General features: G+C 39.3%; 28 protein-coding genes. All 28 read right to left on the reverse strand.

The features are described 5' to 3' along the window. Positions 1 to 9: 9 nt before the first annotated feature. The 28 genes from AAGC65_RS07870 to AAGC65_RS08005 all read right to left on the reverse strand — a co-directional run bounded on the left by AAGC65_RS07870 (position 10) and on the right by AAGC65_RS08005 (position 24,594). On the reverse strand, positions 10 to 483 hold the full coding sequence (locus AAGC65_RS07870; RefSeq protein ID WP_343111911.1) for a PH domain-containing protein: 474 nt from the start codon (positions 481 to 483) through the stop codon (positions 10 to 12). A gap of 1 nt (position 484) precedes the next feature. Then, positions 485 to 1,966, reverse strand: a complete 1,482-nt coding sequence (locus tag AAGC65_RS07875) for a hypothetical protein (protein ID WP_343111884.1) — start codon at positions 1,964 to 1,966, stop codon at positions 485 to 487. Positions 1,967 to 2,125: 159 nt separating this feature from the next. After that, positions 2,126 to 2,938, reverse strand: a complete 813-nt coding sequence (locus tag AAGC65_RS07880; protein WP_343111885.1) for a topoisomerase C-terminal repeat-containing protein — start codon at positions 2,936 to 2,938, stop codon at positions 2,126 to 2,128. Between the two features lie 48 nt (positions 2,939 to 2,986). Next, complete coding sequence (locus tag AAGC65_RS07885) at positions 2,987 to 3,691, reverse strand: hypothetical protein (protein ID WP_343111886.1); 705 nt, start codon at positions 3,689 to 3,691, stop codon at positions 2,987 to 2,989. Beyond that, the gene (locus tag AAGC65_RS07890) at positions 3,648 to 4,592 is read right to left on the reverse strand and encodes a DUF4099 domain-containing protein (RefSeq protein ID WP_343111887.1); all 945 of its coding nucleotides are present in this window, start codon (positions 4,590 to 4,592) and stop codon (positions 3,648 to 3,650) included. Before AAGC65_RS07890 ends, AAGC65_RS07885 begins: the two co-directional genes overlap by 44 nt. 11 nt (positions 4,593 to 4,603) lie before the next feature. Then, the gene (locus AAGC65_RS07895; RefSeq protein ID WP_343111888.1) at positions 4,604 to 5,839 is read right to left on the reverse strand and encodes a zincin-like metallopeptidase domain-containing protein; all 1,236 of its coding nucleotides are present in this window, start codon (positions 5,837 to 5,839) and stop codon (positions 4,604 to 4,606) included. Then, positions 5,829 to 6,005, reverse strand: coding sequence for a hypothetical protein (locus tag AAGC65_RS07900; protein WP_343111889.1), 177 nt, complete (start codon positions 6,003 to 6,005; stop codon positions 5,829 to 5,831). The genes AAGC65_RS07895 and AAGC65_RS07900 overlap by 11 nt, the downstream gene beginning before the upstream one ends. Next, a complete protein-coding gene (locus AAGC65_RS07905; protein ID WP_343111890.1) occupies positions 5,992 to 6,648 on the reverse strand; it encodes a M23 family metallopeptidase in 657 nt (218 codons plus the stop codon). The genes AAGC65_RS07900 and AAGC65_RS07905 overlap by 14 nt, the downstream gene beginning before the upstream one ends. Positions 6,649 to 6,894: 246 nt before the next feature. Further along, positions 6,895 to 8,871: a type IV secretion system DNA-binding domain-containing protein gene (locus AAGC65_RS07910; RefSeq protein ID WP_343111891.1), complete on the reverse strand. Its 1,977-nt coding sequence runs from the start codon at positions 8,869 to 8,871 to the stop codon at positions 6,895 to 6,897. A 426-nt stretch (positions 8,872 to 9,297) separates the two neighbouring features. After that, the gene (locus AAGC65_RS07915) at positions 9,298 to 9,768 is read right to left on the reverse strand and encodes a hypothetical protein (RefSeq protein ID WP_343111892.1); all 471 of its coding nucleotides are present in this window, start codon (positions 9,766 to 9,768) and stop codon (positions 9,298 to 9,300) included. Then, a complete protein-coding gene (traN, locus tag AAGC65_RS07920) occupies positions 9,768 to 10,616 on the reverse strand; it encodes a conjugative transposon protein TraN (protein ID WP_343111893.1) in 849 nt (282 codons plus the stop codon). The genes AAGC65_RS07915 and traN overlap by 1 nt, the downstream gene beginning before the upstream one ends. Before the next feature lie 11 nt (positions 10,617 to 10,627). Next, positions 10,628 to 11,875, reverse strand: coding sequence for a conjugative transposon protein TraM (gene traM, locus AAGC65_RS07925; protein ID WP_343111894.1), 1,248 nt, complete (start codon positions 11,873 to 11,875; stop codon positions 10,628 to 10,630). A 10-nt stretch (positions 11,876 to 11,885) separates the two neighbouring features. After that, complete coding sequence (locus AAGC65_RS07930) at positions 11,886 to 12,323, reverse strand: hypothetical protein (RefSeq protein WP_343111895.1); 438 nt, start codon at positions 12,321 to 12,323, stop codon at positions 11,886 to 11,888. Beyond that, positions 12,301 to 12,915, reverse strand: a complete 615-nt coding sequence (traK, locus tag AAGC65_RS07935; protein WP_343111896.1) for a conjugative transposon protein TraK — start codon at positions 12,913 to 12,915, stop codon at positions 12,301 to 12,303. Before traK ends, AAGC65_RS07930 begins: the two co-directional genes overlap by 23 nt. Positions 12,916 to 12,976: 61 nt before the next feature. Then, complete coding sequence (locus AAGC65_RS07940; RefSeq protein ID WP_343111897.1) at positions 12,977 to 14,140, reverse strand: plasmid transfer protein; 1,164 nt, start codon at positions 14,138 to 14,140, stop codon at positions 12,977 to 12,979. Beyond that, on the reverse strand, positions 14,137 to 14,931 hold the full coding sequence (locus tag AAGC65_RS07945) for a hypothetical protein (RefSeq protein WP_343111898.1): 795 nt from the start codon (positions 14,929 to 14,931) through the stop codon (positions 14,137 to 14,139). The genes AAGC65_RS07940 and AAGC65_RS07945 overlap by 4 nt, the downstream gene beginning before the upstream one ends. Positions 14,932 to 14,937: 6 nt before the next feature. Continuing rightward, complete coding sequence (locus AAGC65_RS07950) at positions 14,938 to 15,600, reverse strand: hypothetical protein (protein ID WP_343111899.1); 663 nt, start codon at positions 15,598 to 15,600, stop codon at positions 14,938 to 14,940. Continuing rightward, positions 15,597 to 16,247 (reverse strand): hypothetical protein, encoded by a 651-nt coding sequence (locus AAGC65_RS07955; protein WP_343111900.1) that lies wholly within the window; start codon positions 16,245 to 16,247, stop codon positions 15,597 to 15,599. Before AAGC65_RS07955 ends, AAGC65_RS07950 begins: the two co-directional genes overlap by 4 nt. A 6-nt stretch (positions 16,248 to 16,253) precedes the next feature. Then, positions 16,254 to 16,919, reverse strand: a complete 666-nt coding sequence (locus AAGC65_RS07960; protein ID WP_343111901.1) for a hypothetical protein — start codon at positions 16,917 to 16,919, stop codon at positions 16,254 to 16,256. Between the two features lie 17 nt (positions 16,920 to 16,936). Next, on the reverse strand, positions 16,937 to 19,777 hold the full coding sequence (locus AAGC65_RS07965) for a helicase HerA domain-containing protein (RefSeq protein WP_343111902.1): 2,841 nt from the start codon (positions 19,775 to 19,777) through the stop codon (positions 16,937 to 16,939). Further along, a complete protein-coding gene (locus AAGC65_RS07970; RefSeq protein ID WP_343111903.1) occupies positions 19,761 to 20,060 on the reverse strand; it encodes a plasmid transfer protein in 300 nt (99 codons plus the stop codon). Before AAGC65_RS07970 ends, AAGC65_RS07965 begins: the two co-directional genes overlap by 17 nt. Beyond that, positions 20,060 to 20,374 (reverse strand): DUF4134 domain-containing protein, encoded by a 315-nt coding sequence (locus AAGC65_RS07975; protein WP_343111904.1) that lies wholly within the window; start codon positions 20,372 to 20,374, stop codon positions 20,060 to 20,062. Before AAGC65_RS07975 ends, AAGC65_RS07970 begins: the two co-directional genes overlap by 1 nt. Before the next feature lie 239 nt (positions 20,375 to 20,613). Beyond that, entirely contained in the window at positions 20,614 to 20,937 is a 324-nt protein-coding gene (locus tag AAGC65_RS07980) for a DUF4134 family protein (RefSeq protein ID WP_343111905.1), read from the reverse strand. A gap of 2 nt (positions 20,938 to 20,939) precedes the next feature. Beyond that, positions 20,940 to 21,323 (reverse strand): hypothetical protein, encoded by a 384-nt coding sequence (locus AAGC65_RS07985; protein WP_343111906.1) that lies wholly within the window; start codon positions 21,321 to 21,323, stop codon positions 20,940 to 20,942. 2 nt (positions 21,324 to 21,325) lie between these two features. After that, complete coding sequence (locus AAGC65_RS07990; protein ID WP_343111907.1) at positions 21,326 to 21,697, reverse strand: hypothetical protein; 372 nt, start codon at positions 21,695 to 21,697, stop codon at positions 21,326 to 21,328. Then, entirely contained in the window at positions 21,682 to 22,329 is a 648-nt protein-coding gene (locus AAGC65_RS07995) for a ParA family protein (protein ID WP_343111908.1), read from the reverse strand. The genes AAGC65_RS07990 and AAGC65_RS07995 overlap by 16 nt, the downstream gene beginning before the upstream one ends. Before the next feature lie 11 nt (positions 22,330 to 22,340). After that, on the reverse strand, positions 22,341 to 24,194 hold the full coding sequence (locus AAGC65_RS08000; protein WP_407940662.1) for a relaxase/mobilization nuclease domain-containing protein: 1,854 nt from the start codon (positions 24,192 to 24,194) through the stop codon (positions 22,341 to 22,343). Between the two features lies 1 nt (position 24,195). Continuing rightward, on the reverse strand, positions 24,196 to 24,594 hold the full coding sequence (locus AAGC65_RS08005) for a plasmid mobilization protein (protein ID WP_343111910.1): 399 nt from the start codon (positions 24,592 to 24,594) through the stop codon (positions 24,196 to 24,198). Between the last annotated feature and the right edge of the window lie 145 nt (positions 24,595 to 24,739).

Consider the following 24,739-nt stretch of genomic DNA (forward strand, 5'->3'; position numbering starts at 1 on the left):
GTAATTAGATTAATTGATTTCGATGATTTTGCTTTTAGCTCGTGCTCGCTGCACCAATTCCCGGATAGTGTCATTTAAGTTTGACTGAGGGATGCCGGTAAGGGCGATTACCAGGTCTTGCTTATCGGTGGTATATAAGGTAAGGGTCATAATTCGAAAGGCCCTCATTATAAGGTCTTGCTTGATGATATAATCCTTAACCCGATAAAGTTCGAGCGTTATCAGCGTATAGCTAAATATCCCAGTACGAATTTTCAAAGTTTCTTCGGTAAGGATATACAGGGTTGAACGAATATAAAAGAACCGGTAAAAAGCGATTCCTAATATTACAACAGCGGGTAAACAGAGTAGGTTTAACCAAAAAGCCCCGACCAAAAATACGACTACCGTGAATATCAATCCAAAGATTGACAAAAAGCAGTAGGAAATGGTGGGGCTTAATTGTAAGTATCGTTCCTGATTGGGTATGCCGATACTATTCATATTATCGGCTTCGTTGATAACCTCTATTCTCTTGATTTTCAACTTTAGCGTCCTGTGCCTTCTCGTAGACAAGCTTTAAGTCTTTATCATAGAGGGTAAGGTTTTTAAACTGTGGGCTTGCCGCGACAAAAGCCTTTTCCTCGGTTTCATTCTTTATGAGGGTTACCGATTGAAGATTACCCCGTTTAAGCGAGGACATTAAACGTTCCCGTTGTTCGGGGTCGTTTAATTCCTTAATGGGGTGGGCTGCAACTGCTTTGTCAAGATCATACCCGTAGTTTTTGAAGAACGTTCTGAATTTATAATCGCCCTGAGCATTCTTGTTTTCAAAGTCGAGTTTCATCCAAACTTCCTCTTTTCGTTTGGTAGGTGTTAGCTCTACCTCTTTGCCCTTTTCATCAAATTTGGCAATTGGAACGCCTTTTTCTGTAAGAGTGATGCCCTGGGTGTTTTTATCTTTAATCAACTCTTTGACCATCTGTTTTGCCCCGGCCATGTCTTGAACATCATAAGGGATATCGTTATTCCCTTTATCATTTTTTTGTATAAAGGCATGAATAATTTGCAAATTCTCACGAGCCGTTTTAACGGGCGTTTCCTTACCATTTTTATCAAAAGTCTTAATGACTATATTATCCTTGCCTTGAATAGCATAATCACCGGCAGCACTTGTCTTAGCCAGTTCCTGAATTTTAGCGCGCGCATCAGGTATATTTAACACCTTAGCCGTTTCCTGCCCACCGGCCAGGACGGTGTATTTGTCGGTTACTTCTGCTTTCTTTTGAATTGATCGGCCAGAAAGCAGATTGTAAGCTTCTTTCGCGGTAATATCATTGCCGACATTTAAGGCAAATACACGGCTAACCGGCTCCTGAAAAGTTCCATCAGGATTTCCCTTTTCAAGGGAGGCTTTATAGTCGTTCAAAAAATAGTTGTCGGTAGATTTGCTCTTGCTAAACCGTAATTCATAATTCACCATATCTTTTGCGGTCGGTGTAGGAAATGCAGCCGATGCGCCCAGGGTAAATTTATCCGAACCCTCTTTTAAACGAACTTCCAAAGCGTAGCTAAGATTATCCCCGAAGCCCAGATACTTAAGGCCGGTTTTGAGGTATTCAAAGTTTTGTTCGTTAAGTTGAGTTTTCTTCATATCCATCAATACATCCTCAAAATTAACAAATCTCTTATCATCCCCGGTTGGTTCGTCGGTAAAATGTCGCATGATGTAGCCCTTTTCATCAACGAAGTAGTATAACTCCTTTTGATCTATAACCAGGGCATCGAATAATAAATCATGTTTATCCTTTGAAGATAATTGATATCCGTCAATAATATCCGGGATTGAGGTCAATTGCTCGGATGTTAATTTGGGTTTTTCAAGAGCGACCGCAAGGTCTGCTTCTTGCTTAAAAGGAGCTTCAAAAAGCTCTTTTTGTTCATTAGTCGGTGGTATCACCTGAACTGGGTTTGGCTTAATTTCCATAGTACAAACATTTATGATTAATAATCTTATGATAAATCTCATGAGTGTGCATCAGGGATAGTAGTGGTTATCCTTTTTGCAAGTGATGGTTGGAGTGGGGGAGTGGGCAAAAAGATATGAACGGATAGCCCGCCCGTAGGGGATGCTCAAATTTTGAATTTATGAACCCTTAACTATCGAAAGCTTAAAATCTTTATCAAACTGGAAAAATCCGGAAAACTGATCGCCTTTACCTGGCTTAAATTTTATTACTTCTGTTCGTCCTTTATGGCACAAATCCAACAAATTTTTAACGGTAACCTCTTTACCTGAAATAACACGCCATACAGTAAACTGACACTTAACTTTATCGTTCCCAAAATTAGAGCAACCATACGCTTTATGATTCACCGAAATACTTCCTGAAAGGCACTTAGGGCACTTAATCAACTCATAATTAAACTTGACCTGGTAGCTTTCGTCGAAATAAAGTTTAGCCCCAAAATGACAGTCTATACCACTCAAAAAATCTGTCCTATATTCTGTAGAGCTACCGTTCAAAAGGACTTCCGCATCGTAATCTGACAACGCTACACCTGCAACATTTTTATTGAAATACAAATCACATTCTTTACTAAAAAAGCCTTCACATATAAACGCTTTACTTACAACATTCACCCTCTTACCACACTTCGGGCAAGGGGTATCTAAAAACTGATTCTGAAATTGCGGCTTAACAACACTATTATCTATAATTAGCTTAGCAGAAAACCTTTGATTGTTCTTATTAATCCAATCATCAAAAAAGGGAGTTTCCATTTTGTCGGCAAGCTGTTGAACTAAATCAAGGGTCATTTCTTTACCGAAATACGACTTGAAAATTGTAAAACTGCATTTATCATTTAAACTCTTAAAATGGTTACACATATAACCTTTTGCGCCTTCGATCAAATCTCCCTGATTACAAACGGGGCATTTTAGAGATTTAGTCATAAGATGATATATTTATATTTAGATATATTGATATGAAGATGTTTCCTATTAAAAATCGTTTTTAAGCGCTAAGAAGCTTAAAAAAGAAAACTGTTGCCGATCACTTGGTTTGTGCGTTTTGAGATTACTTCGCTTGCCAAATTGCCGATGGAAGGCAAAATAAGAGAATTGACCACGAGAAATGCTGACGGCCTTTTGAGTTGACTTATCATCTGCGATGGCAGTAACAGTTATAAGATTGTCGTTTAAACAAAACGTACAATCTTTGTTACTAAGCCAGAGCGAGGCTTGACAATCATAAATTTTACCAATTAAATCGTTGCTAAAAACTGTATGAAAGTTGCTGTTTTTAAATCGTCTCTTTAAGAAAAGTATTTGAGGTTTTGTAGGTTTTACACCCAGAGCAACAAATAAACAACGGGAGAAGCCATTAAATTTTGAATAATTGACATGCGCGAAGGCAATAGCTTCCATTGCTGAAAAAGACAAAAAAATGTTGCTGGGCTGGTGATGATCACCGGCACTCCAAAAGCCATTTGTACAAGCGAGCCTAACGGTCTTGAAGCCGAATACTTCATTGTCCTTTGATTGCCCATTATATTGATAGGGAAACACAAGTCTACCGGCCTGATCATAGTAAAAAGTTTTATAAAAAAAGCGTTGGACAGATTGCCCAACGCCCAATTTCGATAGTAGCGGAACTGAATAATTAACGGCCTCGGCCCCTTGATTGATTAGGTTCATCTTCTTCATCACTTACCTTTTTGGCTGTGCCTTGATCTGGGTCGTTAACGTTATATTCGTTTTCGATATCATCGGCATCTTTCGCGCGGAGCGCGTTTAACTCTGCCGGTGCCATAGCCGAAGCGTTGCTAAACTCGTGCTTAACAACATTTATCTCGTTGGCAATAGATTTGTCGTTGGGAAATTTACTTTGCTTCCTTTCCAGTTGCTTTTCAACTTCTTTTAACGCTGTCAAATATCCTTTTGAATAGGATTTTTCTTCGGCTGATTCGCGACCTAATAGGCGGGCGATACCAGTAATTAGAAGATAGCTTAAACCGCCATCAATAAGCAGTGAAAGCACCAGGGCAGACCGGTTGGAACGCAACCCATTTTTATCAGATGTTCTATACTGCACTTCTGTGCCATCGGCCAGGGTTATGACTTCACCCTCGCGCAATTTACGTTTCTTTTCAGGGGGTAAAATTTCGTTATTGATAGATTCAGGAACTTTCAGCTTGCGTGGGTCGTAACTTAAAAACTGGTTAGTTAGACTGTCAAACTCAATGATCTCTGTAGTTGGATTACCGGCTTTATCGGTAGTTTCTTTTCTTACGTTAGCAACTTTACCACTAACAAGTTGCTCGTGCTCCTGATCGGTCAATAACGGGTGTTTCTGAATATCCTTGTAGATGGGGTCAATTCGGAGTTTATTCTGGCCGTTGTCATCAACCACGGAAAGCCGGGCCTCCATTGCTTCAATTTCAAAACCATCTTCACCTTTTACGTTTTTTAGTTCTACTAAGTCGGTCATATTACCACGCTTCAATGCGTTGAGATTATCCCACTCCATAGTTATTGCTCCACCAACAAATAAACCTACGTTTTCCAGGTCTTTTAATGGCAGCTGATTGTCTAATTGCTCTTTCATGTTATATAACTTTAGATTTTACGTTTCATACTGTTTTGTTCAGAACCGATTGATTCTGGCACGGTCGAAATACTATAATCGGCCTCCCGCCCCTTATCCTGGGAGTTGTCGAGAACCGGATAAGCATTTCTGTTATTTCGTTTGGCATCAACTAAAGAGTTGAAAAGGCCATCATTTTCGGTAAGTTGAACCTTATGCTTATTTGATAAATCCTCGATAAGAAAATTTTTCTTTTCAGCTTCTAAGACTTTATAAGAAGTGCCGTTATATTTGATTACATCACCTATCTGTAGTGTGTTGGGGTTATATTCAGGTTGTTTAGTAGCTTCCTGTTTTTTATCAATCTTACGCTCAAAATCCATAACATAATCAAATATGCGCTGCGCATCTGCTGCCGCGGCATGTATCTCATAAGGGGTATCGGTTAAAACCTTTATCCAATTATCTACATAAGCAATGTGCTGTTGCGGGTCATGTCCTATTTTAAGCTCGTTACCTAATATCATTGAAGCTATCTCGGCTCTTAATTCTTCTCGCGCATAATCCGGCGTACCAAACCCATTAACCAAATCCCTGTCAAGCCGGGAGTGATGGCCTGTCCAATGGCCCAATTCGTGAAGCAAGGTTGAATAATAGCGGTCGGCGGTTTCAAACTGTGGACGTTCAGGCATATTTATTTTGTCAAACAGGGGCGCATAAAACGCGCGATCACCCGCAACGTGATCAATTTTAGCTCCCGAAGCTTTGATAATAGCCTCTGCTCGCGCTACCTTTTCCCAGAGCTCAATATCTGCTACCTCTCGCACAGGGAGTGGTGGGATGCCCTTGATCTGTTCTGCGTTAAATACCCAGGCTTTCGTAACAATTGGATTCGCTAATTCAACCTTAATTTTTATGGGCTTTCCTTCCCCATCAACAACGGGGCGTTTATGCTCATCAAGCTTAGTCCGGAGGTCATGGGTTTTTACAAAATTTATCATAAATCCCTTTGCTCCTTTTTGGACTTGCCAACCTTCGCTTTCTGCTTGTTTAAATGTCGCCCAACGTGGGTCTTGATATGGGCTAAACAAATGAAGATAAAGCGCGTTAAGTCCCTTGTATGGGTTACCGGTAACAGCATTATAAGGCATGCTGTAATCCGTACCAGCGCTGTTCCAGGGTTTTTGCCAAGGGGCGGTACCTTTTTTTAGTTGTTCAATGATTTTTTCAGCAACCAGTTCATACATTTTTTTGGTTTCATTTGCCATTTGAAACCTCCTTTTCTTCTCCTAAATCTTCATCAGGTAGAATATCAGCCACATCAACGCCATAAAGCGCCGCTTCGGCTTTAGTTAATTCAACACTTTCACCATCAGCGACACGCTGTAACTTGGCGATTAAGGTCTGGTGAGTATTATTTTTACTTGCCATCATCAATTGTATTAGTTAAGAAATTGGTTAACTGCTCTTTACCATTTACGGTAAGGATTTCTTTCAAAAAAGGTAAGGGGTTAATGCTTTGACCTTTATACTTCACGATAAAGTGTAGATGTTCGCCGGTAACACGTCCGGTACGGCCACTTATGCCAATAATGGTTCCTGGTTTAACCAAATCTCCGGCTTTAACAAAGCGAATGGATAGATGCCCGTATGTGGTTTCATACAGGCCGTGGTTGATGACTACGTAATTCCCGATTATATTATCGTATGCAGAAGTAATCACCGTGCCATGAAGTACTGAAAAAACATTGGCCTCACGTGCTGATAAGTCAATCCCGTTATGAAATTTCACACTGCCCAGTATGGGGTGAATGCGATAGCCAAAACCCGAAGTAAGCTTAATATCCTCTAACGGCAGGGAAGATAAAGCCAGTGGCTCTTTTTCGGGTAGATAGGTTGAGGAATAAATTGTATCACGAACGACTTTTTCCTTTATAATGGTGTCCTTTATGACAGGCTTCTTTTTAACGGCAATAGTGTTGACCTGTTCAACATGCAAAACGGAATTAAAATCTTGCGAAAAACCATTGACGGCAAAAAGAAAAACCAATATCAGGCACAAATTAAAATGCTTCATAATGCTTTACTATCAAAAAAGTGAATGATCAGCCGGTCGGCCAACCTGAAATACTATCATAATTTCAAGGCCTGGTTCTCTGCAGAGAACCTAAACGCTATCATTATGACGATTCCGGAAGATCTCCAGGATAAGATTTTACTATCAAAACCAACTGAGCAGCTGCGCGCCGGCAAAAAATTATGCTATCATTTCTTCGCCTGGCCTGGCCTGATCTGCGCCCGCTCCGGGTTAAGAATGATAGCATTAATTAGAATAATACTCAATGATGCCTTCCACATCTTTACGTATCTTCAAAAAGTTGGAATTTAAAATTTTAGATTTATTGCCCTTGAAATCATAGAAGTTAGGCAATTCCCTATAACCTTTCTCTTCCTTTTGTATATCGGCGTAGTTAAGATTTACCTTGCAATGTATATTAGAGGTGGTGTATTTACCAGTATAGTCATTGCTCACATCTGCGGCAAGAAGCCCGACCAACTCACCGGTACCTAACTGGGCAATCTTTCCGGCAGGAATTAACGGATCGTATTTTTCGTTTAGTGACACCGAAGTTTTAGACCGGTCAATGCTTAAGCCTTCACCAATTTGCTTTTTCTTGCCAAATAGTCGCTCCAACCAATCTAAGGTTTCCTTATTCCTTACCGAACCCGAAAGCACATTTCCTATAACTGCTGTTATAGTAGTTGCCGTATCTTTTCCTTGAAGCTGTTTCAATTGGGGTAACTCTTGGAGGCCTAATAAAACGGCAACCTTGTTACTTCGCGCCGTTGAAATAAGGTTTTCAATTTTGTGTATAAATAGGGTAGGGGCTTCATCAGCGATTATGGCAGTCGGTAGATTACCCTTCGTGTTTATTAAGCGCGTCAAACGGTTTACTACAACTGCATAGCAAGTCGAATTAATGTTTTGCGTGGCGGGACTATTCGCCAAGATCAAAATCGATGGATTTTTGGGGTCGCTGATTTTTAAGTTAAAATCATCACCCGAAAACACCCAGGCTGTTTCTTCGGTGTTTAACCGGGATATGAAAATTTTTAACGTTCCTATCTGCCCTTCTAACTGATCATAAGCCTTTTTTTCAAGTGCAGACCTAAAAGGCGAAAGCAAGCTTTCCAAAACCGGGAAGCGTGTTAAACACTGAAAGATTTCTTCATAAGTCCGATTCAGAAAAGCCAATAAATGTGCGAAGGTTGAGTATTGGCCTTTTTCATGCCGTGATACGAAATAAATGCAGGAGGCCAAAAAGTTAACCGCTGATTGAGTAAAGAACTTATCACTTCCACCCGTGCTATCACTCTTTTGTAAGCTTTCAACAATGGCTTCGGCAGTTTCAGAGGCATCGGCAAGAGTTTCTATAAAATCAGATCTTAATGGATTGATGCGCTTGCTCTTTTCAACCTTATCAAGATTTATAACGTTGAACTCAAAATCTTTTATTTTATCGTTTTGTTTAGCTAAAAGGTAATGATAGTAAGCAATCTGGCCCAGGTCGGGAAACTTAAAATCGTACAGACACATGGTATAACCTTTGGCTATCATCTGTCTGATAAATGGATTAACAACACCAAAAGACTTACCCGAACCCGGAGTGCCAATAAGTATAGTACCTCTAAAGGGGTTGACCACATTTATATATCCATCATGCACTTTTTTCTTATAGTAAAACTGCATCGGAATATTTACTGAGTAGGGGGTGATATCCGCTTTAACAGATTGCATAAAACTTTCACCTTCAATATTCCATTCATCTTTACCAAACCCACTATGAATGATTTTTGAAATATTATCCATCGACGTATGAATTAGAACGGCACCAATCAATGTGCAGACCATAAATCCCACGTTATACCATGAGGTATAAAGAAAGGCATCCGGGCCTGGTTGATTAAGAAACCAAATGCTACCAAAAAACATTAACAAGCCGACAGTTAAGGGATATACAATATGTTTCTTTGGGTCTAATTCAAGTTTCTTTTTACTTAGAGTTCCGATAGACACTAAGCAGATGATTAATAAAATCGAAAACTTGCTGTAGAACACATTTCTATAAATAACCAAATGCGAAATCTTAAGAAATATTTGGGCAAATCCCTTACCCAACTTTCCTGAAATAAATAGTTTATCAGCATATACAAAAACAATTATTTCAAAGAAAATCAATAGGTATACTAAGAATTGCAGCATACCATGAAGCTTCTGTAACTCTTTCTTTTCTTCCATCTTTTTAAATTTTAGGTAAAAAAAAAGATGGTGATCTCTCACCATCTTTCTTAGCCGAACCTCCTGTTTATTTAAATTTTATGTGCGAATACGGAGTAGTAAACACCTTTGCTAATTTCAAATAGCATAAGTGTCCAGATAAAAGCGAATATAACTATAATGAACGCTAAAAACCTGTTCTTTTTCGACCACTCTTTTACGCGACTTTTCTTTGATATCAATGTGCTGTATATTACTTTCAACAGGGTTCCTTCAACGGTAAACAATCCAAAGGAGATTCCTGCAACTATCAGATAGGGACTTAATTTGTGTAAGTAAGGTTCACTAACTAAAGATAAAACCACGAGCAAAAAGCCCCCGAAGATATATCCCACCTGCTTTATATTGATGATTGAGGGTTGTGTTACAATGCTTGCCATAGTGTGTTTAATTGATTGGTATTCTAATTCCGGCTTCAAGCCCGATGCGCCATGTGTCTTTATGGTCACCCCAAAATAAAACCTGATTCCGGTTTAAAATAAGCAGATCACAGCCTTTCCCGATGCTTTGAGCATATTCTAAACCAAGTTGGGGAGCTGCGACAAATCTTCGGGTTGTTGAACCCAATCCCCCACCCAGCCGAAACCGTAGTGCGGTGTTTCCACTTCTGAATAAAACCGGCTTAAGAACAAAACCTGCCATAATGGTTTTAATATCATGATCTTTATAGTTTTGGTAATACTCCCCGTATATTTCATCCTGGTTGAAATATCTGGTACTGATATCAAAACTTAAGGTGCCGGTGTAAGCATGTTTTGCTACCCAACCACCCCGTAAGCTAAAAAACTTTGTGCCATTTTGCGCCTTAACATTCATAGCTACCATAAATATAAAAGCAAATAATAAAACCTTTTTCATTATAGAGTATCTGCGTTAAGTACATCCGAATAGTCGAGCTGTAAGGTTATAACCCTACCCGAAATTTGTTTTTCTGTAAGTTCAATCGCTAATACTTTGTTATCAGGGAACGTGAATTTTTTAAAGGCAAAAACGTTTCTGTATTTGCGTTTAAAGGCCGCTTTGTCATAAAGTTGAAACGCTGGTTTAATTTCGACAGATTGAACATTCGTTGCTTTAGTGATTCGCTTATCATCGATTTTGAACCTGAACTCGTCAACATCATATTTAAGATTAGTGTTGTTGGTATACGTCACGTCGATAAACACATAATCATCTACTGTGTAAACGTTGTTGACCTGAGCATCCATTCCATAAGCGGAAGAACGGATGGCGTGGGTGCGGGTTCCTTCTTTCAATGCTTGCAAAGCATAATTATGAAGATCATTCTGCGACATCGTGATATTCCCAACGTTCAAAGGATTTGTATTTTTTGGCTGAATTTCAAGTTGCGTTTGAACGCTATCTTGAACGTCTGTATACCAAACATCATACTGCGCGATAAATTTTTCACCGACAATGGTAACAATACCCAGGCTCCGATTTGGAAACCCGAATTGCTTCGCGCTATCAGGCACAAACTTTAATCTTAAAACATTCTTTACCGGCAGGTCACCCAACATGCTTTTGGTAGAGATATCCGCATATTGTATAGGCTCCGGTGAAACAAAGTGTAACGAAACACCATCCGTTATATAAATCTTTTTAAGCTTACTTTTTTGTAAAGTGCCGTCCTTAATTTTCTCTTGGGAATAGCCTTTAGCGGCTATGATAGAAACGATTGATAATAAAATAAGTATCTTTTTCATGTGGCTATGCTTTAATAGTTTTGCTGTTGTTCTTTTAGTTCGTCCGGGTCAATTAGGTACACAAACGTGCTGTATTTCAATTTTGCCTTGTTTTGCCTTATAAGCTTCGAAATCGCTGTAGATGTTGAAGTGAATAGCTTTGAAAGGGCGCTCATGTAAAGTTGGTTAGCGCTGGATGGGTCTTGCTGCATTTGAATACTTGACCCTAAATCACTTACCTCTTTCGTAAAAGCCCGAAACGCGGACGCCGGTACATAAAGGCCTTGCATACCGTCTAAATCGTATAACTCCAACTTCACCGGCAAGATCTTATCATCGGTCATGACAGAGGTTACAGTTAGCTTAACCCGCTGCGCATCGAAACCGGATATAAGCGCATAGATATATGTGCCTTTTTTTATTAAATGTTTGCCCGCTTTAATGTCCTCTAACAAGCGAATACGGACTCTTGAACCCGCATAACCAGTAACGGTCTGGTCGATGATAGCCTTTATAAAATCATTCTTCTTTGCAACCTGAACAGTATTAAAAGCATCATTAAGATCAGAGGCTTTGGCAACATCAAGCTTAGGAAGTTTGGCAACTTCTTTGTCAACCTTGTTAAGTAATTCTTCCTTTTGTTTTTGGGCTTTATACTCCGGGTCATTGGCTTTTCCTACGCTGTCTATAAGTTTCATTTGATCACGAAACAGCGCCATTGGGTCATCGTATTTTTTAGCTCCAGGTTCAGTTGGTTGGGTGTTTCCTGATTTACCGGTATTTTTCAAATTGGACAGCGCATTAGCTAAATCCTTATCCTCTTTGCTTAACGAATTGGTGCTGCCGTGATTTTGATAAGCTGACAGGCTTTGAGGGATAGCATTACGTGTAGTGCCGGAATAATTGCTGCGGCCAGATGATGACGGGGTGTTATATTTTTGTTTATAGGCAGCTTCCACGCTGTCCAAGATATACTTTTCGTGTTCATTATAATTACCCTTCAACTGGGTAGTTGCTGTCGGGTCTTCATCCAAATTGTTTACAGCGGTATAGCGATCTCCCGTTTTATATTGATCTTTAAAAGCATCAAGCTTATCAGCCAAATCCTTCTTCTTGATATCATCCGATACACTGGCTACACTCGATTGCAATTCCGGTTTATTTTCAACTGTTTTGCCCTTCTCTTTTGTAAAAGATTGAGCACAAAAGTTAAATAGGAAAATGAAGGGTAGTATAATTAATGGGATAATATACTTGGGTTTTTTAAAATCTATTGTCATCTTCTTTTAATTAAGGTTTCTTACTTCTCATACTTGGTTCCAGCTGTTGAATTGCGCTTTGTAAAAACACTGTATCAGCATGTGATAACTTGGGTTTCTGTAGAACCGCCTCGACCTGCTTTCTAAGTTTATTGAGATCAGATATTTTCGTACCCAGTGTTATGATTTGGCCTACGCCACTGGTTACCTGATTTCCTACATTGGTTGTACCCTTAAATACATCGGGCATCTTCTCTTTTTGCCGTTGACTTGGAGTAAATACTAAAAAACAGACGACCGCTGAAATCACTATCATGGCAACCATACCTATAAAGATTTCCTTTGGATATGCGTTTAAAAACCGATTCCGGTTAGCTGTTGCTTGGTCAAAATATTTACCAAACTCTCGGCGTATCTCCTTTGCAACTGTTGCATCCGGGTCAACATTAGAACTGATTCTTTTGAACATTGCTTAAGTCTTTATTTTCGATTGTTTTCCAGTTTGTTATTAAAACACCGTGCGAATTATTATCACTCCTGGGGATATCCTTTAGGTTGCCTGTGGTTATCAGTGACCGCGTAACGGTAGAGCTGCGCCTATCTATGATTTGCTTACCGTAGTATACAAATCGCTTGTTAATCATATCGAGCTGAATGCTATCAGTTTGGATAGTCAATACAGAGCTGGACGATAAAATGGAGTTGAAAAAACCCTTTTCTTTTAGGTTATTATACTGCAAAGCACCACTTTCATCTACCAGGTACATTGCCCGCTTCATTTGATACTCGATGTACTTGTCGTCCGGGGTAAGTGAAAAGAAAATTGAATGGAATAGGTCAATACTTGCGCGATATTCTGCCGGTCTATTAAGCTGCATGTTTGTCTGCTTAGCTAATATAGGCACATTGTTATCGAGTATATAGATGCTTTGCCGCGCGTTGCTAACCTGCTTATAAGATGAATAGCTAACGATAATGCAAATGATGATTGAAGTTGCAAAACTTCCGACTGCGATAAATAAGGACAGCCTTATTTTATTCTCAATATTTTTAATTAGCATAACTTGGTTAAATAAAAAAGGGGCTTGAATTTCAAGCCCCTTATAAGGTGATGGTAAAAGGTTATTTTTTTAAAATGGCTTTAGATGCGATACGGGCAACCTGTGAACCTGTTCGTGCAGCGGTTGAACTTGCGGATGATATACCGGAAGTAGAGATTATCCAGGTACTAATACTTGGCACCGTCGTAATGGCGATAGCGCCGACCAAAAAGGCCACAATTACAAGCCCAAAGCTTAATATGCCATTCCCTGCAAACCAAGCCATTTTTTCCATTGCATCCCCGTTACTGCCAGTTAGGGATTTGTATTTTTCAATTTCCACGCCCAGGGAGTACTTTTGAAGCATTCCCACTATGTAGAGAATTAAATAAGCAACCCCTACATAAAGGTTAACGGAGATAAACCGAGCTACCCAAGTGCTAAAAGCATCCCTATAAGCCGGAAGAACACTTACAGCGACTGAGAATGGCCCAAGTATGACCAAAACGGTTGAGTATATGATTTGTAGCATAAACACGATGTAAACGCAAATCCGTAATATCCAAATAGCTATCAGTTCAAGTGCTTGTGTTACTAATAACTGTAAACTGGTTTGCATGCGGATTTTCATTTCAACGATAGGGTTGTAGATGTTATCAGCAAAAAAACCTTTAACGCTCTCAACAATCTGCTGACCTACACCCTTATTGGTGTCTTTTGCTTCGTCCGCTGCGATTTCCGTTTTAGCTTGGAAGGTCATTAATTGATCACCGACCTGTATCATTAAGCCCGCTCGTTCAAGCCGCATGGCATTTATTTCGTCTTGTTGCTCACCAAACATCGCCTCGGCCTTAGCTGCGACAAGATCAGTAGGATAGGCGAGCACACGGCAAAAAACGCCCCACCACATGATGACCATCATTAAACCGAATGGCCTTAAAAGCGGCATAACCTCCAACTGTTTATCTCCTGACATCATTTCATAAGATTTGATAGAGAAAAACATAAGCATAAAAATACAGGCCAAGCCCTGGGCATCATAAATAAATGCAGCAAAATTGCCAAAGGCATAATCGCGCATTCCTTCAAAAAACTTCATTACTGGGCGGTCATAAACATCATTGCCCTGTAAAAAGCCTATGGCATCCTTGTACTGATCAGGGGGCACCGGCGTTTGGGCTTTGACCCCCAAACTTGTACATATCCCAATCAACAGGATAATTAAAATGATATATTTCTTTTTCATGGTTTGAGAGTTTTACGGTTGCTTAGAATTTGGTTCATGATTTCGTCCTCGGTTTTCGTAGAGCCATTAAAATAATCACTGGCCTTATCGTTCTTATTTTTCATTTTAGCCTGGTAATCCACCATGGTTTGTGCCATTGATAATTTGTATTTCCAATTATCAGCCAGCTTACGATGCTCTAACATGATACGATGGTACAGTAAGATGCGCTGGCCTCGGTCAATGTCTACGCGCCTGGCATTGTCGTATCGTTCTTTCAGGCTATTCATTTCAGTTAGATACCAATTGTAGGCACCACTTTCTGCCATATATTGAATAACATTAGCAGGAACATTCACAAATGCGTTACCTACAATGTTATCCAATGGTGCGAGTTCTTTTTTATAAAATAATATATATAATGGGTCGGCAGCTGATACCGTACCTGAATAATTGGCAAATTCAGCTATGGCCGTATTTCTCAAAGTGTCGGCCTCTTTCTTATAATAATTATTAGTGACCTGCATAGCTGCTGCTAAAGCAAGTCTTTGGGTTTGTTCACCACCGGCCCGAAGTGGGCGTAAATCGGGGCCATTTTTATAACCTAAATGAAGTAACCATGTGAGTGAATAGGCATAATACGAGCTTGGTTTATACCATTTAAATTCAGGGGTAAATTTGCTTTTATCCCATTGTTTATATACCATTCGTTCTTCCTGATTGATAATTGCTTGGTCATGAATTAGCATTTGTCCAAAACATGAATAGCTTCCCCCTGCAAAGAACAAGAGTAGGTAGATAGATTTTTTCATGACTAATTACTTTATGATTCGACGTTTACGTAGTATATCATCCATTATGGCATCATCTTTAGCCACATATTGGCGATAGGGATTCAGGCTTTTGATTATTCCCCGTTCTTTTGCCCAGTACATATTTTGCCATATCCCATACGCCAGGGCGTTCATTATTTGCAGCTCGTTGACTACTTTCCTGATAAGTTCATCACGAACGTTATAATTCATGAGTAAATCTTCTTTTTGCTGTAAGACTACTGTCGATACTTCGGTAACAATTTTAATTCCCCTCTCCTTCATCTGCTGTGTAGCTGATTCGGCAAAAAGCATCAACTCCGGGTTATCTTTAGCTAAATCAAGTGCTTGATTGCTATATTTAGTGATACTGGCGACTAAGGTTCCTAATTGCTTAATTTGGATGCCATCTTTAAGCGCTTCATTAACTTCTGTTAAGGAGCGATGTATCATCGTTTGAACCAATGCAACACTGGAAAGATTCAACGCGATATCATCAGTATTTTTATGGATTTGCTCAAGTGAGTTATCATACGAAAGTTCTGCGGCAAGCCGTGTGGCTGCGTTTGAATTTACAATTTCCAAATGGCCGGGGTCAAACACAATCCTTTGACAATAGCTAACCTTTACACCGAAAAGTAAAGCTATAATTAGTGTTGTGCGCTTCATTTTGCCAACGTTTTTGCATTAATCATGATCTGATCGACAATATTCATTTCCTGATTTACATAACCCGAAAACGGATCGGTACCGCGACTTTTAATGACCGCTGCCTGTAATGATCTGGCGACACCACCGGCCATATAGGATATGGTTTTAAGTTCTTCTATAATAAATTGAAATAAAATCCTGCGGTCGCTTACTTTCATCTGATTGATATCACCAATAGTTGCGCACAAACCAATGAGATAGTTTACAAGCGAGTTGGCTCGCTGTACAAAAATGACCTCGCTATCCATAGCAACCGGTAATAAAAGAGGGTCGCTTTGCGCATAGGTGACAATAACTTGTTGTTGTTTGATGATTTCTTTAACGAGAGGGGTTGCGCTTATTCCAATATTGGCAGCATCAAAAACGATACTCATTTTGGCAAAACGCTCTTGCAAGGTTCTGTATTTGGATTTGAGCTGAGCGGTTAAACTTCTGTTGCTGGCCTCGATGGCGGTTGATTTACCTTGTTCATCTTTTGCGGCGATCTGTTTCTTATTCTCCGTTTGACTATTATCAACCAACTGGTGCAACAACGGCACATTCAGTTGTGCTTTAGCCTGTAAGGTAATTACCCCAACAAGCAGCGTAAATAAAACTCGTTTCATACTTCATTATTTTAGGTACTTGCGTTTATTAAGAATATCGTCCATGATTTGCTGATCGATGTTAACGTATCCCTGAAATGGGTTGAGTGAGCGTAAAACCCCTCTCATTTGGGCATAGTACATGGCGCGATACATACCATACGTTAATGATCTTAGAATAAGCATTTCCGTCAAAACCTTATTTATAAGCTTTGCTCGTTCTCCGCTATCCATTAAATTATCCCCACCGCCTTTTAAAGCAAACTGGCTTACTTCTAAAGCCAGCTTTGCGGCTCTCGTATAGAAGTAATTCGCCTGTTCCTGGGCGAAAACCAACAAAACCGGATTTTTGGCAGCAACGGCTAATCCTTTATTAATATCATCCGTCATGCCTATGGTAATTCGGGAAATCTCCTGAACATCCGCCAGGGTGGTTAAAATTGATGACACCTGCGAAAGACCTTTATAAATTTTGGATTGCATATCGTTCACAATTCCTAATTGACCGGTTACGGCAAGCTGCCCCTGTTCTACAAGTGTTAATTTATCTTTGGTGGTATTTAATTGGGAATTAATAATAGCTGCATGGGCTAATTGTGCGGCAGAGGTGGCAGGGTCAATGTAAAGTACTTGCGCCTGAACTACCCTCACTATTAAGAATAGCACAAGCATTAATAAAAATCTTGTTTTCATAAATAAATGGGGATGAATTAACCGACTAATTGTAGTACGTCATTTTCGACAGCCTCATAAATAGGTTTACGGGCACGGTTTACCTTATTAAAGAAGTCCGGGAGTTTTAAGCCTGAACGTTTTAAATCCTTAACAAAATGATTTATACCATCCCTGTAGCTGCCATAGAAGTTACTGTAATATTCTACTGCTGTTTTCTCTGGCTTTTCGGTAGTATAGATCAAATACTGTTCGAGGGCAACTTCTACGCCGTATACTTCACCGGTTGCTCCCCTCCTTATATAGACTTCTTTGAAACGTCCTCGGTTTTCCTGGTTGTCGAGTTGGTTGATCGTTAAAATCTTTTTACGCTCATGTACATTGATAGATAGCAGCTTGGCAATTTCATCGAAATTATCTTTGAATTTGGACTGATCTAAAAGCATGGTAGTATCAGAGTTATTAATTATACTATCCTTAACCACGGCGTTCCCGATAATATCTCCCAGTTCCTGGGTAACAACGATTGCTTCACCCCAAAACTTCCTTACCGTTTTGTACAAATAAAGAATATAACCGGCCATTAAAGGCGATGCAATTGCCTTCCAGGCTTCTTCAATAATCAATGCCTTGCGTTGCTCCGTCCTGAAACGCATTTTCTGAATAAATACGTCCATAATTATGAGTGTGACGATGGGAAAAAGCGTTTTGTGCTCCTTTATACTGTCAATTTCAAAGACTACGAATGATTCTGTAAACATAGAACTATCGGCTTCTTCATTTAAAATTGCTTCAAACTCGCCGCCTTTATAGAATTTTTTGAGTACAAACCTAAACTCGTCAATATCAAAAGGTATATTTTCCTGTTGCTTGATTTCAGGTATTTTGTAAAGAGCAAATTCGTAGAAGGAATTAAAGTTTAACTCGCTAACGGTTCGCCGGTTGAAGTCCAGTGTTGCTTTTTCTTTCGCTTCAAAGTACCGGAGATTATATAGTTCGTCTGCTTCGGCATCTTTTAACCATTGAATTGTATTTTGTGTATTTTCTTGATACAGGCGGTTATACTCATTCTGATAAAAAGTCACTTTATTATCGTCGCTACCGACAAAGTTATTGGTAAGTTCCTGGGCTTGCGCCTTCATTTGCTCAATATCCTTTTCGACAAGCTCATTGGCTCTGGCAGAAAAATCCGTATTATTTGCATCAATCCTTGCCTGACGTTCAATCTCATTCATCTGTTCCTCTGAAACATCTTCAAAAACCGGCTTAGAAAAATAGTTGCTGTAATAGGATGAAATGGCCTGGGCTATAACATCACTTTCAACCTGATTAACACTGCCCTCTGCACCTTTCCACAAAAGACTAATCAGGGTCTTTAAAAAATCTTTCTTTTCTATATTGTATTCACCCTCACTGATTGCAAAAGGGTTCATTGTAATTGGCTTTTCCTCGCTATAGGTAATGTATTTACCACCATAATATGAACACAGGCCCGAATATGAGTGACCGGTATCAACGATTACCACATCCATCAACCACTTGGGGTTTGCTGAATTATTATACATACAGTATTGCTCTATCAGCGCATTCATAAAAAAAGACTTACCCGAACCACTGGGGCCAAGCACAAATTTGTTTCTATTATTTATTCTATTGGTTCGCATTGGCAGGTCTGCGGGGTCGATAGCTACCGGTATGCCCTGTCTATCAGTAAAGCGAATTTGAAAGCCACTCACTTCATCTTTACTTAGGGCTTCTTTAAAAAAAAAACAAAGAGCAGCATCGGAAGTAGTCAAAAACAAGTCGTAATCATCTAATTCAACTGTATTACATGGCAGCGCCGTTCTAAACAGCTCCATTTGATTATAAGCATTTTTATTAGGTATGATGCCTTGCTGAAAAAGAGAGCTTTCAATATAATTACACGTTTGCTGAATGTTATCCAGTGAAGCGCAAACTAAAATGTTGAAGTGGCAATAAACGAGCATTTGGTTTTCCCTTGCTACATCTACCAGGAGGTTATCAATGTCCTCAACGCACATCAGATTGGCTGGGTCGGGAATGCCGGAATGTCTTTTTCTTTTAAGTTCTAATTTTCGTTGTGTAATATTCTGGGCCGGTATATCGATTACCTGATTATAAACTATAGTTTGGTAAAGTGGAACGTTGTATAAGAAACCCATTGTATCAATGGGGAACCCTTTGAGAGTATCTTTGTCGTTTCTTTCTATGTGGGTAGAAATCTTTTCCGGCAAATCGATGGTATCGATATTAACCAGGGGAACGCTACGGACGGCAATATCGCCCATCTGTATTTCTATATCCGTAGCTCGCATATTATTAAGTGAAACGTAATCATTCTTAAAGTTCATACTAAGTATGCGTTTCACGTAAAGATCAATTTCATTTCTGTTTAAGATTTGAGGCTGTAAGCCATTTCTCTTTAACAGATCATCCAACTTTCCGATATTTTGCTCAAAATCGGTGTAGTTCTTTTTGTTGTAGGTGTAAAATGAACCCCGTTTAGCCTTACGGGTAATTACTAAATAGGTTGTAAGATCGGTGTATTCGCGACCGTTAAAATGTTCGTCATATTTCTGCTGCAAATACTCGGTGCTATCCGCTTTATTATAAATCTTTTTGGTTAAAATATCTTGCTTTTGAATAACATATCCCTCGCCCAAAATTTTTGTCATGTTAACAAATAACTGGTGTGAACCGTCGTAAGCGCCGGGGTCTGCTGAATATTGCAGAACAGGATTATTAAGCCTGAAAACCACAGCGTAATCACCCTTTAAGTTATATAGGGTTGGATATCTATCGTTTTCATCAATACCAAAATATGGTAATGTGAACTCTGTTTTACGTTTTTGTGCCATTTCTCAATTTTTTAAAATCAGTACCAAACTTGAATATGCCTGTATGCCTCGTTTTAAAATGTAGCCCTTTCTTTTGCTGTTGGGCAGTGAAAAACAAGCCTCCTGCAAATCCTCCAACACAAATTAGCCCGCCATAGGCCATACTCGTTAAGCTTCCGACTACACCACCGGCAACCAAGCTGATCACAAGGGATGCCACGCCCCAACCGATGAATTTTCCTTGAAAACCACGATAAATAAGGGGCTTTTGCAGCCCCCTATAAATGTTGAATTGTTTAGCCATTACACGCCGAAGAACGCTTTAATGATAACTCCCACCAAGACTAAGAACAGGCAGGAACCACCCCACCCCATGATTTCTTTATTGATATCTTGATCGCCGCTATTCCATTTAATATAAACGCGAACACCGCCAATGATGCCAACAACCGCACCGATGGCAAGGCATAAAGTTGATACAGGGTCAACATACTGGCGAAGTGAGGTATTCGCGGCATTGATACCGGTAACACCATCTTGTGCCATTGATTGGCTTGCGGAAACTGCGACTAAAGTTGCAACGGCTAAACCTTTCTTTACTTTTTTAGAGATTTTCATAACAGATAAAATTTAATGGATTAAAAAATTGAATGATTTGATTGAATAAACTTTTGTGAATTGTGAAGCTGGATGATAGTTTTACTATCAATTTGTTTTGGCCTGGCTGGCTGCAGGAAATAGAAATGCTATCAAATTGAGCTGCGGATCTTCGAGCTGTTTTATTGTTTTGCTATCAGTTTAGCGGCAGGCCTGGCCTGATCTGTGCCCGCTCCGGGATTGAAATGATAGTATTTTATTTAGACACCGTAAATGCCTCCCATTATGACGGCAATCAATTGAAGGAATATAAAAGCGCCTAACCAACCCATTACCTGCGCATCGATGTGATGTTTACCCGACTGCCAGTTATTATAAACCCTTAGTCCTCCTACTAAACCAAAAATGGCACCCAATATAGAAGCTGTATAGGTGAGGGCATGATATTGACTTTTTACCATCCTGGTTGCATCCCCAAATTCTTCAAGCCCAGGCGGGCCCTGAGCTTGCGATTGAAGGATTAGGAAACAAAAAAGGGCTGTCAATGCAGCCCTTATGAAGTAAATTTTTTTATAATATCTCATAATCAGAAAACGAGTGAACGCTTATAATCAATTGTGTTGTTTTGGGCGAGTTTGATGATTTCGGCCATTTGAGTAATTCCTCCCGTTGAACTATTTACATTATGCGAAACAATGTTTAATTCCTCGGTATCTTCTTCTTGTCTGTCCCAAACCGCTGCTTGGCTGTCGTTTTCCAATTCATCTTGAATGATAGCAGCTGGAACAATGGCCGGTTCTTCTTCGTGTTCGACCGGTGTGGGTTGTATTTCCTCGCTGAATGTTAAAACGTCCCCATCTGTAGATATAGGCCGTACATTTTTGCTTTTTATCAGATCAATAATAATCGCGATTGAATAATATGCTACATAAGCAACTAAAAGCAGGATTGTAAATTTTGACCAATTCATAATTAAATGTCTTTGAGTGAGTTTTTAACTCGGTTTTTCATAAGGGTTTTTGTATCAGGATTCGTTTCAAAAAAACTTTCTACCAAATAGTTTACAAACTGAACCACATTAATTTTTAATGCCGGTTGCAGCATGTTAAGCACAGGTATGTGTTTATCGTCAAACCTGATAACCATTTTCGTTTGACCAGAAACCTTCACCGATGTAATTTGAGCTATCAGGTTGTTTAAATCTTCCCTGGTTGGTTCAGGGGCTGCATCAGTTAACGGCGAACTATTGGGCTGCGATTCCGGTAGCAGCGTGGTATTTTTAGCCAACCCCTGCTCCCGTTCTTTACGTACTCGCTCTGTTATATCCTTTATACCTTCGCCCATAGCCCTAATTTTTGATTGATGAAACCATTATAAATTAGATCGAATACAGGCGATACCGCCTGGATAATACTTGCCGGGGTTTCAAACGTTGTTATCCTTTGAAAGTCTATCCTTTCGGGAATAGGTTTAGTAACAGCCCCATAATTAGCCAGCACTTTATTTACACTTTCAAGTGTTTCATATTTTACATTCGTTTTTATCCGGTTAGGAATGAAGATTATTATAGCCTCCTCATTTAGTGTCCGAACAACCTCTGCAAAATCAATTGTAGCACCAACTGAAAATTCATCATAAGCAAATGGGCAGATGATTAGATCAACCCCTTTGAAAATCGGCATTAAGTTATCGTTCTCTATGTTGCCCGCCACGTCTAAGAGTGTTATAAGGTTAGGCCTTTCCCTGACGATTGAATTTATCGTTTCAAATTGCTCCATTTCGGCAATCTCAACTTCGTACAAAGGCTTATTTTCCAAAACCTGGGCTGCTTGAAACTTATTATAGATTGACCGTTGGTTATCCATGTCGAATAGAACGACCTCTTTGTTCTGCACCAATGACAGGTAATTGGCAAATAAAACCGCGAGCGTAGACTTACCTACCCCGCCCTTTTGGTTTCCGAATAGTGTTATCATGTTATTTTGATTTATCTGGTGTTTACTCGTGCTTTCCTACTCCTGCGCCTATTTCTTCCGTTGATCTGTTCATCATCAATATCATCAGCTATGCTTAATTCAAAACCCTGAATTGCATCTAACAATAGATTTTCATCGTGGGTAGAATTTTCTACCGACGACCTTTGATCAGACGATCTTTGCGTTTGGGCAGCGGTATTATCATTGTTATAATGATCAGGTTCCGAATTTTCATAGGGTGCTGAAATTTCCCAATCATTCCGGTTAACGACCTTATCTTCAAAGTGGGTAATCTTTCCTTGTTCATCTTTAACTGGTACTTGAATTTGCACGGCGTTGGAACCCTTAAAGTTGAGTTGAACGTTATCTCCAATTTGGTAACCTGATTGTGCAATAGCGCGTTTGAGGTCTATACCCCAAACTATCTTTGAAGTACCATCAAATTTTATAAGTTCTATAAAGTAGCTTGGCTTAGCATCTTTTTCAAATTGATAAGTAGCTGCACCATGATTTTTAAGTATTCCTTTTAAAGAGTAGGCTTTACTGGTATCTGTATGAAGTAAAATTTCCTTTTCTTTTTGCGGTAATTTTATACCTGATCGCCTTGCCATTAAAGCATAGTCTGAGGCGCTTAGAACTCGTTTGGCATCAATGACTACATTGTTCCGTTTGTCAAAAACAAATAACTCTTTTTTATCTGAAAGGACTTCTATTTGATGGCGGCTTAATCCCTCACCTAACGAATTATATTCATACAGTGCAGATTTGAGAACGACATTAATTAGTGCGAGCTGTTCTTTGGGAATTGCGGTAAATGTGATGTTTCCTAACCGGCTTCCAAAAATCTTCACCGATGCTTCTTTTTCTTTAAATCCATCAATACTAATATTGATTGGTGGGTTAGGCTTATTTGATTCAATTTTTGACCCGCTATTGTTTAATAATTCTTTAAGTGGCAATATCTCCCCTCCTTTTAAAACCGAATTGGTTTTATAATCTATTACTGTATAGCCATAAGGTTCTTTCCCATCCTTACCATGAAAAACGATTTCAACTCCGAATTTTTGCTTAAGTAATGCTGCAAATTCTGATGTATAGCCGATTGGTTTTTTCTTACTGTCGTACTTAGATGGTTCATACACGATCTTAACGGCTGTATCTACACGGCTCTTGTACTTTTGAAATATGGCCTTTAATTGTTGCACTCTTACGCCATCTATGATGCTTTTTGCAATAAGGTTATTTACCTTATCCATCGATATTTTCTGTTGGATGTCATCATATTTGCGTAAGGTCATTTCCTTATCGTTGTACGATACTGAATAGCCCGATTGCTCAAAAAGGAGTTTAAATTGTGGAACGGTCGAAATGTTATAATCGAAAGCTTTTTGAACAAGTGCAACGGTTGAATAATTAATGTCATTATCAATTATCTTTTGTATTGCTGTCATGGCTCGCTTGTGCTCGAAGGAGTCATGTATCTTTTTACCGTTATGATCTATCCTACTGCTGACAATGTGAACATGGTTATTATTAGTATCGTTATGGAAAACAGTCATATAAGGATTCCCTCCATAACCCATTGCTTTCATAAAAGCATCAGCCATGTTAGTTAACTGCTTCTTATCATATTCGCGGCCTTCTGCGGAGAGAACAACGTGTAATTGTTTATCGGTTATGGAAGAATTTGTACTTGACCAAGCCCGGAGATAATTCTTGTATTCTTCGGGCATAACATTTGGAATGTTTTGCAGATAACCGAAATTTTCGGTTTTCATCAGCTCCCCTTTATCTTTGTCCATTTTGTTGGTGTTATAACTAACGCCATTGAAAGAACTGTTGCTGTTCAGAAATTTGACTATCATACTATTTTTTCATGACCCGGTACATCTGTCTTAAAACTTTATATAAATCCGCTTCATGAGCTATATGCAGTTCCAATAAACTATTGAACGCACCAACTACAGCAGGTGACAAAGGCTGATTTTTAATAACAGTATTGGCATGCTTTGCCAATTGGTTAATATTGCTGCCAATCTTGCCCATTTCAGCGCCTACTTTAGCAAGCTGAACAATCACGTCCTGGGTAACTATATAATCCTGATTCTCTAACACACGCTTAATGAAAAGATCAGTGCGGTTAACACCAATCTGGTTTTCTAAATCAAGCAATTGTTTGTGTTGATCTTCGGTTAACCTGATATGAGCTTGCTTAATTTTTTGGCCCTGATTTTTGGGAGGCCGCCCACCCTTGTTCCTGCTCATAAGCTTTATATAGTGATTTAAGAAAAATGAGTTGCGAATTTTTCTCACCCCGCTATTTTTCCATTTATGAGGTACGAATGAATGAAAAAGGGGCAAGAAAGTGTTGTGGGCGAAAACCCGGAGGGTTTACGATACACATAAACAC

It is taken from the genome of Mucilaginibacter sp. (assembly GCF_039207105.1).
Taxonomy (GTDB): Bacteria; Bacteroidota; Bacteroidia; order Sphingobacteriales; family Sphingobacteriaceae; genus Mucilaginibacter.